Annotated in this window: 20 protein-coding genes; 15 read left to right on the top strand and 5 right to left on the bottom strand. The window is 76.4% G+C overall.

Annotation, left to right across the window (positions count from 1 at the left end):
• Window positions 1-86 precede the first annotated feature (86 nt).
• A complete protein-coding gene (locus WA616_RS01570) occupies window positions 87-1,403 on the top strand; it encodes a M20/M25/M40 family metallo-hydrolase (protein ID WP_336026690.1) in 1,317 nt (438 codons plus the stop codon).
• A 3-nt stretch (window positions 1,404-1,406) separates the two neighbouring features.
• Here the strand turns inward: WA616_RS01570 and WA616_RS01565 are convergent, their stop codons facing one another.
• Window positions 1,407-2,279 (bottom strand): LysR family transcriptional regulator, encoded by an 873-nt coding sequence (locus tag WA616_RS01565; protein WP_336026689.1) that lies wholly within the window; start codon window positions 2,277-2,279, stop codon window positions 1,407-1,409.
• A gap of 82 nt (window positions 2,280-2,361) precedes the next feature.
• Here WA616_RS01565 and WA616_RS01560 point away from each other — a divergent pair, with 82 nt between their 5' ends.
• From WA616_RS01560 to WA616_RS01550, 3 genes are read left to right on the top strand one after another with little or no spacing between them, the layout of a single operon-like run.
• Window positions 2,362-3,096, top strand: a complete 735-nt coding sequence (locus WA616_RS01560) for an aspartate/glutamate racemase family protein (protein WP_336026687.1) — start codon at window positions 2,362-2,364, stop codon at window positions 3,094-3,096.
• A 7-nt stretch (window positions 3,097-3,103) separates the two neighbouring features.
• The gene (locus tag WA616_RS01555) at window positions 3,104-3,910 is read left to right on the top strand and encodes an SDR family oxidoreductase (protein ID WP_336026684.1); all 807 of its coding nucleotides are present in this window, start codon (window positions 3,104-3,106) and stop codon (window positions 3,908-3,910) included.
• Window positions 3,907-4,872 (top strand): NADPH:quinone oxidoreductase family protein, encoded by a 966-nt coding sequence (locus tag WA616_RS01550; RefSeq protein WP_336026682.1) that lies wholly within the window; start codon window positions 3,907-3,909, stop codon window positions 4,870-4,872. Before WA616_RS01555 ends, WA616_RS01550 begins: the two co-directional genes overlap by 4 nt.
• A gap of 4 nt (window positions 4,873-4,876) precedes the next feature.
• Here WA616_RS01550 and WA616_RS01545 read toward each other — a convergent pair whose 3' ends face one another.
• Window positions 4,877-5,080: a DUF5703 family protein gene (locus tag WA616_RS01545; RefSeq protein ID WP_073419896.1), complete on the bottom strand. Its 204-nt coding sequence runs from the start codon at window positions 5,078-5,080 to the stop codon at window positions 4,877-4,879.
• Window positions 5,081-5,194: 114 nt separating this feature from the next.
• On the opposite strand from WA616_RS01545, the gene WA616_RS01540 reads away from it, so the two are divergent.
• The 4 genes from WA616_RS01540 to WA616_RS01525 are packed head-to-tail and all read left to right on the top strand — an operon-like array spanning window position 5,195 to window position 7,763.
• Window positions 5,195-5,455, top strand: coding sequence for a hypothetical protein (locus tag WA616_RS01540; protein ID WP_336026678.1), 261 nt, complete (start codon window positions 5,195-5,197; stop codon window positions 5,453-5,455).
• Between the two features lie 55 nt (window positions 5,456-5,510).
• Window positions 5,511-6,389, top strand: coding sequence for an NmrA family NAD(P)-binding protein (locus tag WA616_RS01535; protein ID WP_336026675.1), 879 nt, complete (start codon window positions 5,511-5,513; stop codon window positions 6,387-6,389).
• A gap of 39 nt (window positions 6,390-6,428) precedes the next feature.
• On the top strand, window positions 6,429-6,917 hold the full coding sequence (locus WA616_RS01530; protein ID WP_336026673.1) for a hypothetical protein: 489 nt from the start codon (window positions 6,429-6,431) through the stop codon (window positions 6,915-6,917).
• Between the two features lie 60 nt (window positions 6,918-6,977).
• Window positions 6,978-7,763, top strand: coding sequence for a DUF2470 domain-containing protein (locus WA616_RS01525; RefSeq protein ID WP_336026672.1), 786 nt, complete (start codon window positions 6,978-6,980; stop codon window positions 7,761-7,763).
• Window positions 7,764-7,818: 55 nt separating this feature from the next.
• On the opposite strand, the gene WA616_RS01520 is transcribed toward WA616_RS01525, so the two are convergent.
• Together WA616_RS01520 and WA616_RS01515 are read right to left on the bottom strand one after the other, a co-directional pair.
• Complete coding sequence (locus tag WA616_RS01520) at window positions 7,819-9,822, bottom strand: AAA family ATPase (RefSeq protein ID WP_336026671.1); 2,004 nt, start codon at window positions 9,820-9,822, stop codon at window positions 7,819-7,821.
• A complete protein-coding gene (locus tag WA616_RS01515; protein WP_336026669.1) occupies window positions 9,819-10,799 on the bottom strand; it encodes an aldo/keto reductase in 981 nt (326 codons plus the stop codon). The genes WA616_RS01520 and WA616_RS01515 overlap by 4 nt, the downstream gene beginning before the upstream one ends.
• A 181-nt stretch (window positions 10,800-10,980) precedes the next feature.
• Here WA616_RS01515 and WA616_RS01510 point away from each other — a divergent pair, with 181 nt between their 5' ends.
• The 5 genes from WA616_RS01510 (at window position 10,981) to WA616_RS01490 (ending at window position 14,648) form a co-directional block, all read left to right on the top strand.
• The gene (locus tag WA616_RS01510; RefSeq protein WP_073419889.1) at window positions 10,981-11,814 is read left to right on the top strand and encodes an undecaprenyl-diphosphate phosphatase; all 834 of its coding nucleotides are present in this window, start codon (window positions 10,981-10,983) and stop codon (window positions 11,812-11,814) included.
• 41 nt (window positions 11,815-11,855) lie between these two features.
• Window positions 11,856-12,560, top strand: coding sequence for a histidine phosphatase family protein (locus tag WA616_RS01505; protein ID WP_073419888.1), 705 nt, complete (start codon window positions 11,856-11,858; stop codon window positions 12,558-12,560).
• A 40-nt stretch (window positions 12,561-12,600) separates the two neighbouring features.
• Complete coding sequence (locus WA616_RS01500; protein WP_336026665.1) at window positions 12,601-13,152, top strand: DUF3090 family protein; 552 nt, start codon at window positions 12,601-12,603, stop codon at window positions 13,150-13,152.
• A 16-nt stretch (window positions 13,153-13,168) separates the two neighbouring features.
• The gene (locus WA616_RS01495; protein ID WP_073419886.1) at window positions 13,169-13,915 is read left to right on the top strand and encodes an SCO1664 family protein; all 747 of its coding nucleotides are present in this window, start codon (window positions 13,169-13,171) and stop codon (window positions 13,913-13,915) included.
• 325 nt (window positions 13,916-14,240) lie between these two features.
• Entirely contained in the window at window positions 14,241-14,648 is a 408-nt protein-coding gene (locus WA616_RS01490) for a VOC family protein (protein WP_336026661.1), read from the top strand.
• On the opposite strand, the gene WA616_RS01485 is transcribed toward WA616_RS01490, so the two are convergent.
• The gene (locus WA616_RS01485) at window positions 14,645-15,361 is read right to left on the bottom strand and encodes a maleylpyruvate isomerase family mycothiol-dependent enzyme (protein WP_336026660.1); all 717 of its coding nucleotides are present in this window, start codon (window positions 15,359-15,361) and stop codon (window positions 14,645-14,647) included. The two genes, WA616_RS01490 and WA616_RS01485, sit on opposite strands and share 4 nt — an antisense overlap.
• Before the next feature lie 121 nt (window positions 15,362-15,482).
• Here WA616_RS01485 and WA616_RS01480 point away from each other — a divergent pair, with 121 nt between their 5' ends.
• Both WA616_RS01480 and glpK read left to right on the top strand, forming a co-directional pair.
• Complete coding sequence (locus tag WA616_RS01480; protein WP_336026658.1) at window positions 15,483-17,228, top strand: glycerol-3-phosphate dehydrogenase/oxidase; 1,746 nt, start codon at window positions 15,483-15,485, stop codon at window positions 17,226-17,228.
• A gap of 26 nt (window positions 17,229-17,254) precedes the next feature.
• Window positions 17,255-18,769: a glycerol kinase GlpK gene (glpK, locus tag WA616_RS01475; protein ID WP_336026657.1), complete on the top strand. Its 1,515-nt coding sequence runs from the start codon at window positions 17,255-17,257 to the stop codon at window positions 18,767-18,769.
• Window positions 18,770-18,774 lie beyond the last annotated feature (5 nt).

Here is an 18,774-nt window from a genome sequence, read left to right as displayed (position 1 = left end):
GCCGTCTGCGCGGCCGCGGGCGTGCTCGGCGGCAACGCCCTGTTCGACCTGCTCGCCGGCTGAGCCGGGCCCGTAGGCTCGCGCGGGTGGAGCGAGGACCCGAGCAGGCGCAGTCCGAGGTCGCCGAGCTGCTCGGCGAGCTGATCCGGATCGACACCACCAACACCGGCGACACCTCGACCAGCGCCGGCGAGCGCGCGGCCGCGGAGTGGGTCGCCGGCAAGCTCGACGAGGTCGGGATCGGCTCGCAGATCCTCGAGTCCGAGCGGGGGAGGGCCAGCCTGGTCGCCCGCATCCCGGGCAGCGACAGCAGCCGCCCGCCGCTGCTGGTGCACGGCCACCTCGACGTCGTCCCCGCCGACCCCGCCGAGTGGAGCGTGCACCCGTTCTCCGGCGAGGAGCGCGACGGCTACGTCTGGGGCCGGGGCGCGGTCGACATGAAGGACATGGACGCGATGGTCCTGGCGCTGGTGCGCGACTGGGCCCGCACCGGCGTGCAGCCGCCGCGCGACATCGTGCTCGCCTTCGTCGCCGACGAGGAGGCCGGCGGCAAGCTCGGCGCCCGCTGGCTGGTCGACGAGCACCCCGACCTGTTCGCCGACTGCACCGAGGCGATCAGCGAGGTCGGCGGGTTCTCCATCACCGTCCGCGACGACCTGCGCCTCTACCTCGTGCAGACCGCCGAGAAGGGCCTCGCCTGGATGCGGCTGACCGCCGGCGGGAAGCCCGGGCACGGCTCGTTCGTCCACGACGACAACGCCGTCACCCGCCTGTGCCAGGCCGTCGCGCGCCTGGGCTCGGCCCGGCTGCCCACCGTGCTGACGCCGCCGATGCGCCAGTTCCTCGCCGCCGTCGAGGACGCCTACGGCATCGAGATCGACCCCGACTCACCGGAGGAGGCGCTCGCCCGGCTGGGCAGCATCAGCCGGATGATCGGCGCGGCGCTGCGCAACACCGCCAACCCCACGATGCTCGACGCCGGCTACAAGACCAACGTCATCCCCGGCACCGCCAGCGCCACCGTCGACGGCCGCTTCCTGCACGGGCAGGAGGAGGAGTTCGAGCGCCAGCTCGCGGGCCTCATCGGCGAGGGCATCCAGCGGGAGTGGATCGTCCACGACCAGGCCGTGGAGACGACGTTCGACGGCCCGCTCGTCGACCTCATGGTCACCGCCCTCAAGGCCGAGGACGACGGCGCCCGCCCCGTCCCGTTCACCATGAGCGGCGGCACCGACGCCAAGAGCTTCGAGCGCCTCGGCATGCGCTGTTTTGGCTTCTCCCCGCTGCGGCTGCCCGCCGACCTCGACTTCGCCTCGCTCTTCCACGGCATCGACGAGCGGGTGCCGGTGGAGTCGCTGCGGTTCGGCGTCCGGGTGCTCGACCGGTTCCTGCGCGGCGCCTGACCCTCAGCAGGCCGCCCGCAGCGCCTCCAGCGCCGCGGCGACGGCGGGCACCCGCCGGGCGTCGGGCCGCACCAGGGTCTCCACCACCCGCCCGTCGACGTCGGGGAGGTCGACGGCGGCCACGCCCGGCTGCGCGCTGACCGCCAGCGCCCAGCTCGGCAGCAGCGCCACCCCGAGCCCGCGCGCGACCAGCCGCTGCACCACCACGTGGTCGTCGGTGGCGAACCGGACGTCGGGGGCGAACCCGGCCCGCCGCGCGCACCGCAGCAGGTGCCGGCGGCAGCGCGCGCAGCCGGCGATCCACGGCTCCTCCCGCAGGTCGGCCAGCGACGCCGGCACCGGCGACCCGGCCGGGACGACGGCCTGCACCGGGTGGCGGGTGAGCGGCTCGCGCAGCAGGTCGCCGGGGACGTCGTCGCCGTCGTCCTCGTGCCGGAAGACGACGGCGAGGTCGGCGGCGCCCTCGCGTACCGCGGCCTCGGCCTCCGGCGGCTCGAGCTCGGCGAAGTGCACCTCCAGGGCGGGCGCCCGCTCGCGCAGCGCGGCCAGCGCCGGCGGCACGAGCACCGCGGCCGCCGTGGGGAACGCGGCGACCCGCACCGTCCCGCCGGCCAGCCCGGTGAGCGCGGCTATGTCCTGCTCGGCGGCCGCCAGCCGGTCGGCGATCGCCTCGGCGTGCCGCAGCAGCCGCCGCCCGGCCTCGGTGAGCGCCACGCCGCGGCCCTCGCGCACCACCAGCGGCGTGCCGGTCTCGGCCTCCAGCCGCCTCACCTGCTGGCTCACCGCCGGCTGGGTCCAGCCCAGCGCCCGGGCGGCGCCGGACAGGGAGCCCGCGTGCGCGACCTCGCGGAACACGAGCAGGCGGCGGGAGTCCACGGCCGACATCCAAGCAGCGCTTGGGTCCGGTGGTCGATCCCGCGGTCTGGTGAGGGAGGTCGCCGGCCGCCAGCCTGGGCGCATGGAGACGATCGGACTGCTCGGCGGGATGAGCTGGGAGTCGACGACGCTGTACTACCGGGTGGCCAACGAGCTGGTCCGCGACCGGCTCGGCGGCCTGGCCAGCGCCTCGCTGCTGGTGCGCAGCCTCGACTTCCGCGCCGTGCGCGCCTGCCAGGTGGAGGACCGCTGGGACGACGCCGCGGCGCTGCTGGCCGCCGAGGCGCGGGCGCTGCAGGACGCCGGCGCCGACCTGGTGCTGCTGTGCACGAACTACATGCACAAGGTGGCCCCGGCGATCGAGGCTGCGCTCACCGTGCCGTTCCTGCACATCGCCGACGCGGTGGCCGACGCCGCCCCCGGGCCGGTGGTCGGCCTGCTCGGCGCCGCCGGCACGGTGCGCGAGCCCTTCTACCGCGACCGGCTGGCCGCGCGCGGGCTCACCGTGCTCACCCCGCCGGACGACGACGTCGAGCGGGTCGACGCCGCGATCTTCGGCGAGCTGTGCCGCGGCGTGCTGTCCGACGGCACCCGGGCCGAGCTGCGCGCGGTGGTGGCGCGGCTCGCCGACCGCGGCGCGCAGGCCGTGGCGCTGAGCTGCACCGAGCTGGAGCTGCTGCTGGGCCCCGACGACTCCCCGGTGCCGCTGCTGCCCTCCGCCCGGCTGCACGTCACCGCCGCCGTCGACCGGGCGCTGGCCGTCCCGGCGGGCGTCCCGGGAGGCGTCGGAGGAGGCATCCGGGAAGGCATGGTGTGATGCCGGGGTGACCTCTCCCACACCTCCCGGCCCGGGTTCCGTCGCGCTGATCACCGGGGGCACCGGCGGCTTCGGCCGCGCCCTCACGACCAAGCTGCGCGACCGCGGCGTCACCGTCGTCGCCGCCGACCTCGACACCGAGCGCAACCGGTCGGTGGCGCAGGAGCTGGGCGCGTCCTTCGTCGCCCTCGACGTCGCCGACCGCGCGGCCAACGAGGCCGTCGTCGCCCAGGTGGAGGCCGAGCACGGCCGGCTCGACGCCGCCTACCTCAACGCCGGCATCTCCGCGGCCAAGAGCGACGACGCCCTCGACCTCGACGAGTTCATGCGCGTGGTGGAGATCGACCTGTTCGGCGTCGTCTACGGCGTGCAGGCCGCCCGCCCGGCGATCGCGCGCGCCGGCGGCGGCGCCATCGTGGTGACCGCCTCGCTCGCCGGCCTCTCGCCCATGGCCACCGACCCCGGCTACAGCGTGGCCAAGGGCGGGGCGATCGCCTTCGTCCGCTCGATGGCGCCGCGGCTGACCCGCGACGGCATCACCATCACCGCGATCTGTCCCGGCTTCGCCGACACCGCGATCATCGACCGCATCCGCCACGAGTTCGAGGCCGCGAGCTTCCCGGTGATCCCCGCCGCCGAGGTCGCCGACGCGATGGTCATGGCCTGGACCGGCGGGGAGCCCGGCGCCGCCTACGTCATCCAGCCCGGCGTCGGCACGGTGCCCTACAAGTTCAAGGGCGTGCCCAGCGCGAGGACGCCGACCGGTGACACCGCCGTCGTCCCGGAGGCCCTCCGGCCGCCGTCGATGCGGTGACCGGGCGCATGCGCGCCTGGCGGGTGCACGAGCTCGGCGAGCCCGCCGACGTGCTGCGGCTGGAGGACGTCGAGCGGCCGGTGCCGGGCGAGGGGCAGCTGCTGGTCCGCGTCCGCGCCGCCGCCGTGAACTTCCCCGACGTCCTCATGGCGCAGGGGAGGTACCAGGAGCGCCCGCCGCTGCCGTACACGGCGGGCATGGAGCTGTGCGGGGAGACCGAGGACGGACGGCGGGTGATCGGCCCGCCGGCCGGCGGCCCGGGCGCCTTCGCGAAGTACGCGCTCATGGACGCCCGCGACGCGCTGCCGGTGCCCGACGCGCTGTCGGACGAGAAGGCCGCGGCGATGTGGATCACCTACCAGACCGGGCACGTCGGCCTGCACCACCGCGCGCACCTGCAGCCGGGCGAGGTGCTCCTCGTGCACGCCGGCGCGGGCGGCGTCGGGTCCGCGGCGATCCAGCTCGGCAAGGCGGCCGGGGCCACGGTCATCGCCACCGCGGGCGGCGCCCACAAGGCCGAGGTGTGCCGCGAGCTCGGCGCCGACCACGTGGTCGACTACACCGCCGAGGACTTCGTCGCGGTCGTCAAGGAGCTCACCGGCGGTGAGGGCGCCGACGTCGTCTACGACCCGGTGGGCGGCGACGTGTTCGACCGGTCGCGGCGCTGCATCGCCTTCGAGGGACGGCTGCTCGTCGTCGGGTTCACCAGCGGCCGCATCCCCGAGGCGCCGGCCAACCACGCCCTGGTCAAGAACTACAGCGTCGTCGGCCTGCACTGGGCGCTGTACCGGCGGAGGGCCCCGGCGGTCGTCGCCCACGCCCACGACGAGCTGGTGCGGCTCGTCGGCGAGGGCGCCGTCGACCCGCTGGTCGGGCAGGTGCTGCCGCTGGAGGAGGCGCCGCGGGCGCTCGCCGCCATCGCCTCCCGCGGCACGGTCGGCAAGGTGGTGCTGGTGCCCTGAGGGCTCAGGTGACCGGCATCGGCAGGTAGGACAGCCGGGCGCGGCGCCGCAGCACGGCCTGGCGGGTGCCGTCGGCGTGCAGCTGCAGGCGCGCGAGCTCCCACCCGCCGACGTCGGCCTGGAGGCTCAGCATGGTCGCCGCTGCGGAACGGGACGTGCCCGGCGGGATCCGCAGCGGCGCGTACTCCCAGTCGGCGACCGCGCTCACCCGACCGATGTTGCCACGCCGACACCTGCCGGTCACCCGCTCGCCGCCGGGGCTGCCGCTCCGGGTGGCGCGCGGCAGGATGGGCGGCGACCCACCCGGAACCGAGGAGGACCCGTGACCGACCCCGGCAGCGCCAGCGACGCCGACCGCGCCGAGCAGGAGGCCCTCCTCGAGCCGGCGGGCCCCGCGGGCGCGGGCGACGCCGGACCGGTGGGCGACGTCGACGCGAACGAGGCCGACGCGCTCGAGCAGCAGCTGGCCACCGCGCCCGGCCAGGCGGGCAGCCCCCGCTCGGTGGGCGACCTCGACGCCAACGAGGCCGACGTGCTCGAGCAGGAGGCCGACGTCCCCTTCGACGACGACGACCGCGTCTGACGGCGTCCGTTCCCGGCCGCGCCGACCTGTCGGTGCCGCCCGGTAGACCCCGGTCATGACGATCGTGGTGACCACGCCCACCGGGAACGTCGGCGCGCACGTGACCCGGCTGCTCGTGCAGGCCGGCGTCCGCCCGCGGGTGCTGCTGCGCGACCCCGCCCGCCTGCCCGGGGGCCTGCGGCCGCTGGTCGACGCCGTCCCCATCGACCTCGCCGAGCCCGGCGCCCTGCTGCGCGGCACCGAGGGCGCCACCGCGCTGTACCTCGTCGTCCCGCCCACCGGCGCGGACGACCCGGTGGCCGCGGCCGCCGCGCTGGGCGAGGAGGCCGCCCGCGCGGTCCGGGAGCACGGGATCGGGCGCACGGTCTTCCAGAGCAGCGTCGGCGCCGAGCTGCGCGGCGGGGCGGGCGACATCGACGGCCTCGCCCGCGTCGAGCAGGCGCTCGACGCCACCGGCGCGCCCGTCCTGCACCTGCGCTGCGGCTACTTCACCACCAACCTGCTCATGGACGTCGACGCGCTGTGCGACGGAGGGGTGCTGACGACGCCGTTCCCGCTCGACCGCCCGATGCCCTGGGTCGACCCGCGCGACGTCGCCGAGGTCGCCGCCGCCCGCGTGCTCGCCGGCGGCTGGACCGGGCGCCAGGTGCAGGCCGTGCACGGCCCGGCCGACCTCACCTGGACCGAGGTGGCGGCGGTCGTCGGCGCGGCGGTCGGCCGGGAGGTCCGCGCCGAGCACGTGGCCGCCGACGACCTGCGCGGGATGCTGCTCGGCGCCGGGCTGACGCCCCGGCAGGCCGACGCCGTCGTCGGGATGTCACAGGGCCTGGCCGGCGGCTTCGTGCCCGAGCAGCCGCGCACCGCGCTCACCACCACGCCCGGCACCCTCGCCGGCTGGGCGCACGCGCACCTGCGCCCGCTGCTCGCCGGCTGACCGGGCCGGGCGGCGCCGGACACCCGTCATGATCGTCGGGTGCCCCTCGCCCTCGTGCTGCTCCTGCTCGTCGCGCTCGCCCTGCCGCTGCTGGCCTGGTCGCTGGCCGGGCGCCGGTTCTGGGCGGACCTGCGCGGGCCGGCCGGCCGCGACCTGCGCGCCGAGGTGGTCGCCCGCCACCGGCTCGCCCCGGCCGACGCCGACGCGGTGCAGCAGGCGGTGACCCGCGGACGGCCCGCGCCGGCGCCGCTGCGCCCGGCCGCCGCCGACTGGGCCGGCAGCACCCTCGCCACCGTCGACGAGCAGCACGCCCGCCACGCCGGCCGCGACCGCGCCGCCGCCGTCGTCCTGGCGCTGGCCGGGCTGTGCGTGCTGGCCGGCGTCGTCCTCGCGCTGGTGCTCGACGCCGGGCCCGTGTCGTTCCTGCTCCTGCTGCTGGCCGCCGGCGCGGTGGGCAACGTGGCGCTGCTCCCGCTGCTCGTGCGCCGCAACCTCCGGCGGGCGGTGGCGGTGAACTCCCGCGGGTGACGGCTGTCCACGCGGGTGCGGATGTGGTTAGGCTGCCCTAACTCGACCCGAGGGGGAGCCATGACCACCACGCACGGTCCGCAGGCGCCGTCGCTCGCCGCCGCTCCCGAGCGCGCCCGCACGGTGGCCACCCGCGCCGCGGCCGCCGTGTGCGTGGCCGGTCGCGACCCGAGCCGCCCGATCGCGCACGCCACCACCGCCGCCGGGCAGGTGCTCGTGCTCGTGCCGGGCGACGGCGAGGTCGCCGCGGCGCTCGAGGCCGCCCCCGACCGCGACGTCAGCGCGCTGCTCATGGTCAGCGACCGGTCGCCGGTGCCGCTGCGCGACCCGGTGCGCGCGACCCTGTGGCTCTCGGGCTGGTTGACCCCCGTTCCCGAGGCCGACCGGCGCGCGGCCGCCGTCTCCTTCGCCGACGTGCGCCCCGAGGAGGCGCTGCTCGACGTCGGCGGCGCGGCCACCCTGCTGCGGCTCGACCTCGCCGAGGTGGTGCTGCGTGAGGGCGGCGGGTGCGCCGAGATCTCGCCCGCCGACTACGTCGCGGCGCGCCCCGACCCGGTGGCCGCCGTCGAGGACCGGATGCTGCGCCACCTCGACGTCGACCACCCGGAGGTGCTGGCCCTGCTCGGCAGCGCCGTCGCCCGCAGCGGCGTGCCGGTCGCGGCGGGGGAGCGGGTGCGGCCGCTGGGCCTCGACCGCTTCGGCTACCGGCTGCGCATCGAGGGCGCGTCCGGGCACCGCGACCTCCGGGTGCCCTTCCCGCGCCCGCTGACCTGCGCCGGGCAGGTGCAGCCGGCCACCGCGCAGCTCCTCTGCGCGCTGCGCGCGGGCCTCACCCGCCGCGACTGACGAGGCATGGGAAGCTCTCCCCACGTCCTGGCGGCCAGGACGTGGGGATTGCTTCCTATGCCTGGCCGAGGTTCTCCTGGAGCAGCGAGGCCAGGCGGGTGCGGCGCGGGCGGACGTCGACCTCCCGCACGGCCCGGGCCAGCGCCGCGCCGGAGGCGTGCACGATCGACAGGTGCGACTGCGCGCGGGTGAGCGCGGTGTAGACCAGCGGCCGCGACAGCATCCCGCCGGCCTCCGGCGGCAGCACCACGACGACGCCCGGCCACTCCGACCCCTGCGCCCGGTGCACCGTGATCGCCCAGCCGTGCTTGAGGTCGGGCAGCGCGTCGCCGGTGACGGTGACCGGCCCGGAGGAGAAGTCGACGGTCAGCGAGCCCTCGCCGGTGCCGGTGACCACGCCGACCTCGCCGTTGGCGAACCCGATCGGCTCGAGGTCCAGGTGGTTGGCGGTGGCCACCACGCGGTCGCCGACGTCGAAGCCGAGCACCGTGCCGTCGCCGGGGTTGAGCCGCTCCTTGAGGGCGCGGTTGAGCTCGATCGTGCCGGCCGGCCCGCGGTGCACCGGTGTCACCACCTGCACGTTGCGGGGGTCGATGCCCAGCGCCCGGGGGATCGAGTCGGTGACCAGCTGCACCACCCGCCGGGCCGCCTCGCCGCTGCCCGACGCCGGCACGACGACGACCTCGCGGTCGGGGGAGTCGACCGGCGGCAGCTCGCCCGTGCGCACCGCCGAGGCCAGCCGGGCGATCGCGCCGCCCTCGGCCTGCCGGTACAGCGTCGTCAGCTCGGTGACCGGGACGACGCCGGAGTCGATGAGGTCGCCGAGCACGTGGCCGGGCCCGATCGAGGGGAGCTGCGCCGGGTCGCCGACCAGCAGCAGGTGCGTGCCGTCGGGGCAGGCCTCCAGCAGCGCGGCGGTGAGCTCGACGTCGAGCATCGAGGCCTCGTCGACCACGATGACGTCGGCGTCGAGCGGCCACTCCTCGTTGCGGGCGAAACCGCCGCCGAAGCCCTGCGCCCCCAGCAGCCGGTGCACCGTCACCGCCGGGTGGTCGGTGAGCTCCTCGAGCCGCTTGGCCGCGCGTCCGGTGGGGGCGGCCAGCGCGACCTCGGTGCCCTTGGCCCGCAGCAGCTTCACGACGGCGGCCACGGTGCGGCTCTTGCCGGTGCCCGGGCCGCCGGTGAGCAGCGAGACGCCGGCGCCGAGCACCTGCGCCACGGCCTGCTTCTGCGCCTCGTCGAGGCCCTTGCTCACCGAGCGGACGGCGGCCGGGTCGGCGATCCGCTCGGCGGTGGCCGCCAGCCGCGCCACGCCCTCGGCCACGGCCTCCTCGGCCATGCCGAAGCGGCCCAGCGACAGCATCCGCAGCGCGGGGTCGGGCTCCGGCGGCTCAGCGTCAGGATCACCGTCGGACTCCTCGTCCCACTCGGGCTCCGGCGGCTCGTGGTCGAGCACGTCGCCGCTCTCGACCGCCGCGACGATCGCCGCCGCCGGGTCGGCCACGCCCTCGGCCCGCAGCGACGCGACGACGAGGTCGGCCGGCAGCACGGTGTGCCCGTCGCGCGACGCCGTCCGCAGGGTCATGACGACGATCGCCCGGCCGCGGCGGGAGTCCTGCCGGTCGGCGCCGGGGAGCAGAGAGATCGCCAGCCGGTCGGCGTCGTGCAGCTTGACCCCGTGCAGGCCCAGCAGCGCCCACGGGTCGTCGCGCAGCCGGCGGGCCGCGTCGTCGCCCAGCGCGTCGGCGGCCGAGGACGCGAGCTTGGCGTCCAGGCCCGCCGTCACCAGCAGCTCCACGACGGAGTAGGTGGGCTGCGCGGACAGGAACGAGGAGAACAGCCGCTCGGCGCGCTGCTTGCCGACCCGCGGCATCTTCAGCAGCTTCGCGGCGGTGACGTCGTCGGGGGAGGTGATGCCGGCGCCGGGCAGCTCGGCCACGGCCCGCTTGCCCAGGCCCGGCCAGAGGCCGGCGGTGCAGAAGGCGCCGAAGACGGGGTCGGGCCAGGCGGGGGCGGCGGGGGCGGCGTTGGTCGCGGCGTTCGGAGCGGGGGAGGTCACCGGGCGGCTCGCTGGTCGGGGTAGGAGAAGTGCGGCGCCGAGACGTCCTCGAGCGCGGTGCGGATGGCGGCGGGCAGCCGGACGGCGTCGGCGTCGAGGGACTCCTGCAGCTGGGCGGCGGTGCGGGCACCCACCACGGGGGCGACGACGCCCGGCCGGTCGCGCACCCAGGCCAGCGCCACCGCCAGCGGGGTGGTGCCCAGGCCGTCGGCGGCGGTGACCACGGCCTCCACGATGCGGTCGGCGGTGGCCGAGCGCAGGTCGTCGATGAAGCCGGCCCACTGCGGGGAGGCGCCGCGGGAGCCCTCCGGCGTCGCCGTGCGGTACTTGCCGGTGAGCAGCCCGCGGCCCAGCGGCGACCACGGCAGCACGCCGAGTCCCAGCGCCTCGGCGGCCGGCACGACCTCCCGCTCCACGCCGCGCTGCAGCAGCGAGTACTCGACCTGCGTGCTCACCAGCGGCGTGCGGCCGGGCCAGGCGCGCTGCCAGGTGGCGGCCTGTGCGGTCTGCCAGCCGGTGTAGTTGCTCACCCCGACGTAGCGGACCCGCCCCGAGGCGACGGCGGCGTCGCAGGCGGCGAGCGTCTCCTCCAGCGGCGTGACGTCGTCCCACGCGTGCAGCTGCCACAGGTCGACGTGGTCGACGCCGAGGCGGCGCAGCGACCCGTCCAGGGCGGCGAGCAGGTGCCCGCGGGAGGCGCCGCGGCCGAGCGGGCCCGGGCCGGTGCGGCCGACGGCCTTGGTGGCCAGCAGCACCTCCGACCGCGGCACGACGTCGGACAGCAGCCGGCCCAGCAGGCGCTCGCTGTCGCCGTCGCAGTAGACGTCGGCCGTGTCGACCAGGGTGCCGCCGGCGTCGACGAAGGCGGTGAGCTGCATCGCGGCCTCGTCCTCGTCGGTGTCCCGGCCCCAGGTCATGGTGCCCAGCGCCAGCCGGGAGACGACCAGGCCGCTGCGCCCCAGCGCCCGTTGTTCCACGACCGGCCAACCTACCGCCGGACACCGACAGCGGCCGGGGGCGCACGGGGTGTCGCGGGTGTGTGGCGGAGCGCTCGCGGGTCGCAGCCCGGGCCCGGAGGGGGCCGGACCTAGGCTGTCCTCCCGTGCCGCCGCTTCCTTCCGCCGCCCGCCGTCCCTCCGGATCCCGGGGCTAGCGGCCGTGGGGTGGTTCGAGGCGATCGTCCTGGGGCTGGTGCAGGGGCTCACGGAGTTCCTGCCGATCTCCTCCAGCGCGCACCTGCGCGTCGTCGGCGAGGCCGCCGGCTGGGGTGACCCGGGCGCGGCGTTCACCGCGATCACGCAGATCGGCACCGAGGCCGCGGTGCTCCTCTACTTCCGCAGGGACATCGCGCGGATCGTCGTCGCCTGGGTCAAGGCGCTGTTCGACCGGTCGCTGCGCAGCGACCCCGACGCCCGCATGGGCTGGCTGATCATCGTCGGCAGCATCCCGATCGTCGTCCTCGGCCTGCTGTTCCAGGACGACATCGAGACGACGTTCCGCGACCTGCGGATCGTCGCGATCATGCTGGTCGCCTTCTCCCTCGTCCTCTACGCGGCCGACCGGGTGGGCCGCAAGCAGCGGGAGCTGCGCCAGCTCACCGTCCGCGACGGGCTGCTGTTCGGCCTCGCGCAGGCCATGGCGCTCGTGCCCGGCGTCTCCCGCTCCGGCGGCACGATCACCATGGGCCTGTTCCTCGGCTACACGCGCGCCGCGGCCGCCCGGTACTCGTTCCTGCTGGCCATCCCGGCGGTGCTCGGCTCGGGCTTCTTCCAGGTCTACGAGACGCTGACCGGCGACGTCGCCGGGGAGACGATCTCCTGGGGGCCGACGCTGCTCGCCACGGTCATCGCCTTCGGCGTCGGCCTGTCGGTGATCGCCTGGCTGCTGCGCTACCTCGACCGCGGCACCTTCACGCCGTTCGTCGTCTACCGGGTGGTGCTGGGCCTCGCGCTGCTCGCGCTGGTCGGCGCCGGGGTGCTCGCCGCCAACTGAGGGGACGGCGTCGTCCGCGGACCCCGCCTAGTCTCGGCGCCGTGACCACCGTCATCCTCCTCCGGCACGGCCGGACGACGGCCAACGCCGGCGGCGTCCTCGCCGGCTGGAGCCCCGGCGTCGAGCTGGACGAGACCGGGCGGTCGCAGGCGGCCGCCGTCGCCCAGCGGCTGGCGCCCGTGCCGCTCGCGGCGGTGGTCAGCAGCCCGCTGGAGCGCTGCCGGCAGACGGCCGGCGCGGTGCTCGACGGGCGCGACGCCGAGCTGCAGACCGACGACCGGCTCGGCGAGGCCCGCTACGGCGACTGGACCGGGCGCCCGCTCAAGGAGCTGGTCAAGGAGCCGCTGTGGAAGGTGGTGCAGCAGCACCCTTCCGCCGCGGTGTTCCCGGGCCCCGAGGGCGAGGGCCTGGCGCAGACCCAGGCACGCGCGGTGGCCGCCGTCCGTGAGTGGAACGCCCGCCTCGGCCCCGACGCCGTGTGGCTGGCCTGTTCGCACGGCGACGTCATCAAGGCCGTCCTCGCCGACGCGCTCGGCCTGCACCTGGACGCCTTCCAGCGCATCGTCGTCGACCCGGCGTCGATCTCGGTGGTCACCTACACCGAGACCCGGCCGTTCGTCGTGCGGATGAACGACACCGGCGGCGACGTCGCCGCGCTCGTCCCGCCGAAGAAGCGGCCCCGGCGGCGGAAGGGGCGGGACTCCGACGCCGTCGTGGGCGGCGGCGCGGGCGCGGCGTCCTCCTGACGGCGGCGCCGCCGTCCGTACCGCCGCGTAACCTGGCAGCGTGCCGCGCCAGGTCTTCCGTTTCGAGCGTCCGACCCGGTTCGTCGCCGGCACGGTGGGCCAGCCGGGGGACCGCACGTTCTTCCTGCAGGCCTCCGACGACGACGGCCGGGTGGTGAGCGTCGCCCTGGAGAAGTCGCAGGTGCAGGTGCTCGCCGAGCGCATGGACGAGCTGCTCGACGAGATCGCCACGCGCCCGGGCACCGTCGTGCCGGCGACCGCCGACGTCGACGACCTCGAGCCGCTCACCGCGCCCGTCGACGAGGAGTTCCGCGTCGCGGCCATGGGCCTGGCGTGGGACGGCGAGGCGCAGGCCGTCGTCGTGGAGGCCGTGGCCGCCACCGACGAGCCGGTCGACGAGGAGGCGATCCTCTCCGACGCCGAGGAGGGCCCCGACGCGCTGCGCGTGACGATCACCCCCGGCGCCGCCCGCTCGTTCGTCGCCCGCGCCCGCCGCGTCGTCGCCGCCGGCCGGCCCTCGTGCCCGCTGTGCTCGCTGCCGCTGGACCCGACCGGGCACGTCTGCCCCCGGCAGAACGGCTACCGCCGCTGACCGCCGGCCCGCTGCGATGAGCGAGCAGCCCGCGGGGGAGCTGCGCGCGCCGGCCACCGACGCCGAGACGCGCGCGCTGCTGCTCGAGGGGGAGATCGACCTCGAGGGCCGGATGCTCGACGCCAGCAACGTGACGCTGGTCGGCACGATCCGCACGCCCGAGCTCGAGGCCGAGTGCGTGTACAAGCCGGTCGCCGGCGAGCGCCCGCTGTGGGACTTCCCCGACGGCACGCTGGCGGGGCGCGAGGTGTCCGCGGCGCTGGTCTCGGAGGCCACCGGCTGGGACGTCGTGCCGCCCACCGTGCTGCGCGAGGGCCCGTTCGGCCCCGGCATGGTGCAGCTGTGGATCGACGGCGACCCCGACGTCGACCTGGTCGCCTTCGTCCGCTCGAACGACCCGGGCCTGCGGCGGATGGCGGTGTTCGACGCGGTGGTGAACAACGCCGACCGCAAGGGCGGGCACATCATCCCGACGACGTCGGGGCACGTGTACGGCGTCGACCACGGGATCTGCTTCTCGCCCGACCCGAAGCTGCGCACGCTGCTGTGGCGCTGGGCCGGCAAGCCGCTGCCCCTGGAGGCGCTGGCGGTGCTGGAGCGGCTCGCCGACGACCTGCGCGGCGACCTCGGCGAGGCCCTGCACGAGCACCTGACGCGGCGCGAGGTCCGGTGCACGCAGCAGCGGGTGGCCGAGCTGCTGCGCACGCAGCTGCACCCCGAGCCGTCGGGGGAGTGGCCGGCCCTGCCCTGGCCGCCGTTCTGAGCCGAGCCGGCGCTCGCGGCGGACCGGTGGACCCCGGTGGCCCGGAACCGGCGCCGGAGCGGGCCGCCGGGGTACGAACGTGTGCGCCGGCGCCGCAGTCCGGCCCCCGGGACGCGGCGCCGGCGCACACACCCGGCGGCGCCGCGGTGATGTGCGGCCGCGGTGCCTTCCCGCGGCGGAGTGCGCCGGGAGCGCACATCACCGCGGACCGGTGGACCCCGGTGGCCCGGAACTGGCGCCGGAGTGGGCCGCCGGGGTCCGAGTGTGTGCGCCGGCGCCGCAGGACGGCCCCCGGAACGCGGCGCCGGCGCACACACTCGGCGCCATGCCGCACCGCAGCCGCCTCGCCGTCCTGCTGCTCGACCTGCCGCCGGAGGTGCACGCCGCCGGCACCGACTTCTGGTCGGCGGCCACGGGCAACCCCGTCGAGCCGGACATGACGGACCCCGCCTGGCACCGCCTCGGCATGCTCGGCGGCCGCCTGTCGTTCGAGGTGCAGCGCACGGGCGAGGGGACGCCGCCGCGCTGGCACGTCGACGTCGAGACCGACGACATCCCCGCCGAGGTCGCCCGCCTCGAGGCGCTCGGTGCCCGGCGGCTGCGCCACGTCGAGGCCGCCGACCCGCAGGGCCGGGGCCTGTGTCAGATGACCGACCCGGCCGGGCTGGTCTTCTGCGTGGTCGCCGTCCAGGACGACGAGGCGTTCGGGCGCTCCGCCCGCACCTGGCCCTAGGACAGGTCGACCGCTGCCAGCATCGCCGCCGCCTGGAGCCCGTCGCCGTCGACGGTGAGCACCTCCAGCGGCACCCGCCGCCAGCAGGCGAGCAGCAGGTCGCCGGCCGTGCCGCGCAGCGTGGCCACCGGGTGCGGGCGGCTCCCGGCGAACAGCGTCCGCTCCACCCCGGCGTCGACCGCGTGCAGCACCACCGGGTGCGCGTCCGGCGGCGGGCCGGACGGCAGCGCCCCGGGCACCATGACCTCCAGCCACTCGTCGAGGCCGTCGAGGCCGACGTCGGCGGGGATCGGGCGCACGTCGCCGAGCACCTGCTCGACGTCGACGGTGTGCACCACCGCCTCGTGGCACTGCCGGCGGGCGACGAAGGCGACGTCGCGCTGCGGCGCCCACGTCCACACCGCCTCGCCCGGGTCGGCGGCGGCCAGCACGGTCTCCAGCTCCGCCGACTGCCCGGCCGACCAGCCCAGCAGCTCGTCGTCGGGACGGCGGGCGGGCTCGACGTAGCCCTCCGGCGACGTCGCGCGGGTGCGGACCACCCACGACCAGAAGTGCTGGACCTCGCCGAGGTGCCAGACCAGGTCGGCGAGCGTCCAGCCGGGGCAGCCGGGCACCGGGGTACGCCATCCGGCGGCCAGGACGGCCTCGGCGGCGGCGTCGGCGAAGCGGGCGTCGGTGCGGCGCAGCGCCGCGAGGTGCGCGGACGGGTCCACGGGCGGCCTCCTCCCGGTCGGGCGCGACGCTAGCGGAACGCGCGGGTCGCGGACCGTCGTCCCGGCAGGGGAAGCTTGCGGTGTCGCCCGGCCGGTCCCGTCCCCGCAGGAGTGCTCCCCGGTGTCCACCGCCCTCTCGCCCGAGGTCCGCACGGCCGCCCTGGCCCGCATGTCCGCCGACGTGCTCGACGTCCTGGTCATCGGCGGCGGGGTCACCGGCGCGGGCGCCGCCCTCGACGCGGCCAGCCGCGGCCTGTCGGTGGGCCTGGTCGAGCAGCGCGACTGGGCCTCGGGCACCTCCAGCCGGGCCAGCAAGCTGGTCCACGGCGGGCTGCGCTACCTGGAGATGCTCGACTTCGCCCTGGTCCGCGAGGCGCTGCACGAGCGCGGCCTGCTCGTCGGCCGGCTCGCCCCGCACCTGGTGCACCCGGTGCCGTTCCTCTACCCGCTGCGCCACCGGGTGTGGGAGCGCGCCTACACCGGCGCTGGCATCGCCCTCTACGACACCCTCGGCGGGCTGCTCGGCCGCGTCGGGGGGCACGGCGTCCCGCTGCACCGGCACGTGTCGAAGAAGGAGCTGCGCCGCATCGCGCCGTCGCTGAAGGACGACGTCGCCGTCGGCGCCATCCGCTACTGGGACGCCAAGGTCGACGACGCCCGGCTCGTGCAGGTGCTCGTGCGCACCGCCGTCGGCCACGGGGCGCTGGCCGCCAGCCGCACCCAGGTCGTCGGCTACCTGGAGGAGGACGGGCGGGTCGCGGGCGTGCGCGCGGTCGACCTGGAGACCGGCCGGGAGCTGGAGATCCGCGCCCGCCACGTCGTCGGCGCCACCGGCGTGTGGACCGACCAGACCCAGGAGCTGTTCGCCGCCCGGGGCCTCACCGTGCGGGCCTCGAAGGGCGTGCACATCGCCGTCCCGCGCGAGGTGATCGCCGGCGAGGACGGGTTCATCCTGCGCACCGAGAAGAGCGTGCTGTTCATCATCCCGTGGCCCACCCACTGGGTGATCGGCACGACCGACACCCCCTGGGACCTCGCGAAGGACCACCCGGTGGCCTCCGCCGCCGACGTCGACTACCTGCTGGAGCACGCCAACGAGGTGCTCGAGCGGCCGCTCACCCGCGACGACGTCCTCGGCGTCTACACCGGCCTGCGCCCGCTGCTGCAGCCCGTGGGGGAGGACGGCGAGGCGACGACGCGGGTGTCGCGCGAGCACACCGTCGCCACCGTGCGCCCGGGCCTCACCGTGATCGCCGGCGGCAAGTACACGACCTACCGCGTCATGGCCCGCGACGTCGTCGACATGGCGCTGGCCGACCGGGCGCCCGGTGAGGACCCCGACGCGCCGGTCCCGGCCTCGCTCACCGAGGAGCTGCCGCTGGCCGGCGCCGACGGCTACCGGGTGCGGTGGAACCGCAAGGCCCACCTCGCCCGCGCGCACGGCTGGACCGAGACGCGCGTGGAGCACCTGCTCGACCGCTACGGCAGCCTCGTCGACGAGCTGCTCGCCCTCGTCGACGCCGACCCCGAGCTCGGCCGGCCGCTGGAGGGCGCGCCGGACTACGTCCGCGCCGAGGTCGTCTACGCCGTCACCGCCGAGGGCGCGCTGCACCTGGAGGACGTGCTCACCCGCCGCACCCGGCTGTCCTACGAGCAGTCCAACCGGGGGACGGCGTCGGCCCGCCCGGCCGCCGAGCTCATGGCGGGGCTGCTCGGGTGGGACGCCGCGCAGACCGAGCGCGAGGTCGCCACCTACCTGGCCCGCGTGGAGGCCGAGCGGGCCGCGGAGGCCATGCCCGACGACACCTCCGCCGAGCGCGCCCGCCTGCAGGCCCCCGAGATCCGGCCGTTCGCGCCGGTCGCCTGAGCCGTCCCCCGACTGGAAGGTCACCGTTGACCCGGTACGTCGCCGCCATCGACCAGGGCACCACCAGCACCCGCTGCATCCTCTTCGACTCCGCCGGCGCGGTGGTCGCGAGCGCCCAGGAGGAGCACCGGCAGCTGTTCCCGCGCGCCGGCTGGGTGGAGCACGACCCGGTGGAGATCTGGACCAACACCCGCGAGGTCGTCGGGCTGGCGCTGGCCCGGGCGAACGCCGTCGCCGGCGACCTGGCCGCCGTCGGGCTGACCAACCAGCGCGAGACCGCCGTCGTCTGGGACCGGCACACCGGCGAGCCGGTCCACAACGCGATCGTCTGGCAGGACACCCGTACCGACGCGATCTGCCAGCAGCTCGGCGAGCTCGGCGGCGGCGCCGACCGCTACAAGGACCGCACCGGCCTGCCGCTGGCCACCTACTTCGCGGGTCCCAAGGTCACCTGGGTGCTCGACAACGTCGACGGCGCCCGCGAGCGGGCCGAGCGCGGCGACCTGCTCATGGGCACGATCGACAGCTGGCTGCTGTGGAACCTCACCGGCGGCCCCGACGGCGGCCTGCATCTCACCGACGTCACCAACGCCTCGCGCACCCTGCTCATGGACCTGCACACCCTGCAGTGGGACGAGTCGATCGCCGCCGACCTGCGCATCCCGACGTCGATGCTGCCGGAGATCCGCTCCAACTCCGAGGTGTACGGCGAGGGCCGGAAGGCCGGCGCGCTGGCCGGGGTGCCCGTGGCCGGCTCGCTCGGCGACCAGCAGGCGGCCACCTTCGGGCAGGTCTGCTTCACCCCCGGGACGGCGAAGAACACCTACGGCACCGGCAACTTCCTGCTGCTCAACACCGGGGAGACGGCGGTCCGCTCGGAGAACGGCCTGCTCACCACCGTCTGCTACCGGCTGGGCGAGGAGCAGCCGGTGTACGCGCTGGAGGGGTCGATCGCGGTCACCGGCTCGCTGGTGCAGTGGCTGCGCGACAACCTGCGGGTCATCGGCGGCGCCGGCGAGATCGAGGCGGTCGCCCGCTCGGTGGACGACAACGGCGGCGCCTACTTCGTGCCCGCCTTCTCCGGCCTGTTCGCCCCGCACTGGCGCTCCGACGCCCGCGGCGCGCTCGTCGGGCTCACCCGCTACGTCGACCGCGGCCACCTCGCGCGCGCGGTGCTGGAGTCCACCGCCTACCAGACCCGCGAGGTGGTGGAGGCCATGGACGCCGACAGCGGGGTGCCGCTGCGCGAGCTGCGGGTCGACGGCGGGATGGTGGTCAACGAGCTGCTCATGCAGTTCCAGGCCGACGTGCTCGGCGTCGACGTCGTCCGGCCGCGGATCGCCGAGACCACCGCGCTGGGCGCCGCCTACGCCGCGGGCCTCGCCGTCGGCTTCTGGTCCGGCCTCGACGAGCTCACCGCCCAGTGGGCCGAGGACCGCCGGTGGACGCCGTCGATGCCGGTCGAGCAGCGCGAGCGCTACTACCGCAAGTGGCAGAAGGCGGTCGCCCGCACGCTGGACTGGGTGGACGAGGACGACTGACGGCG

This window comes from Geodermatophilus sp. FMUSA9-8 (assembly GCF_037034165.1).
Taxonomy (GTDB): domain Bacteria; phylum Actinomycetota; class Actinomycetes; order Mycobacteriales; family Geodermatophilaceae; genus Geodermatophilus; species Geodermatophilus nigrescens.
Note: the sequence above shows the minus strand (reverse complement) of the source record. Positions and strands in the feature narration are given on the sequence as shown.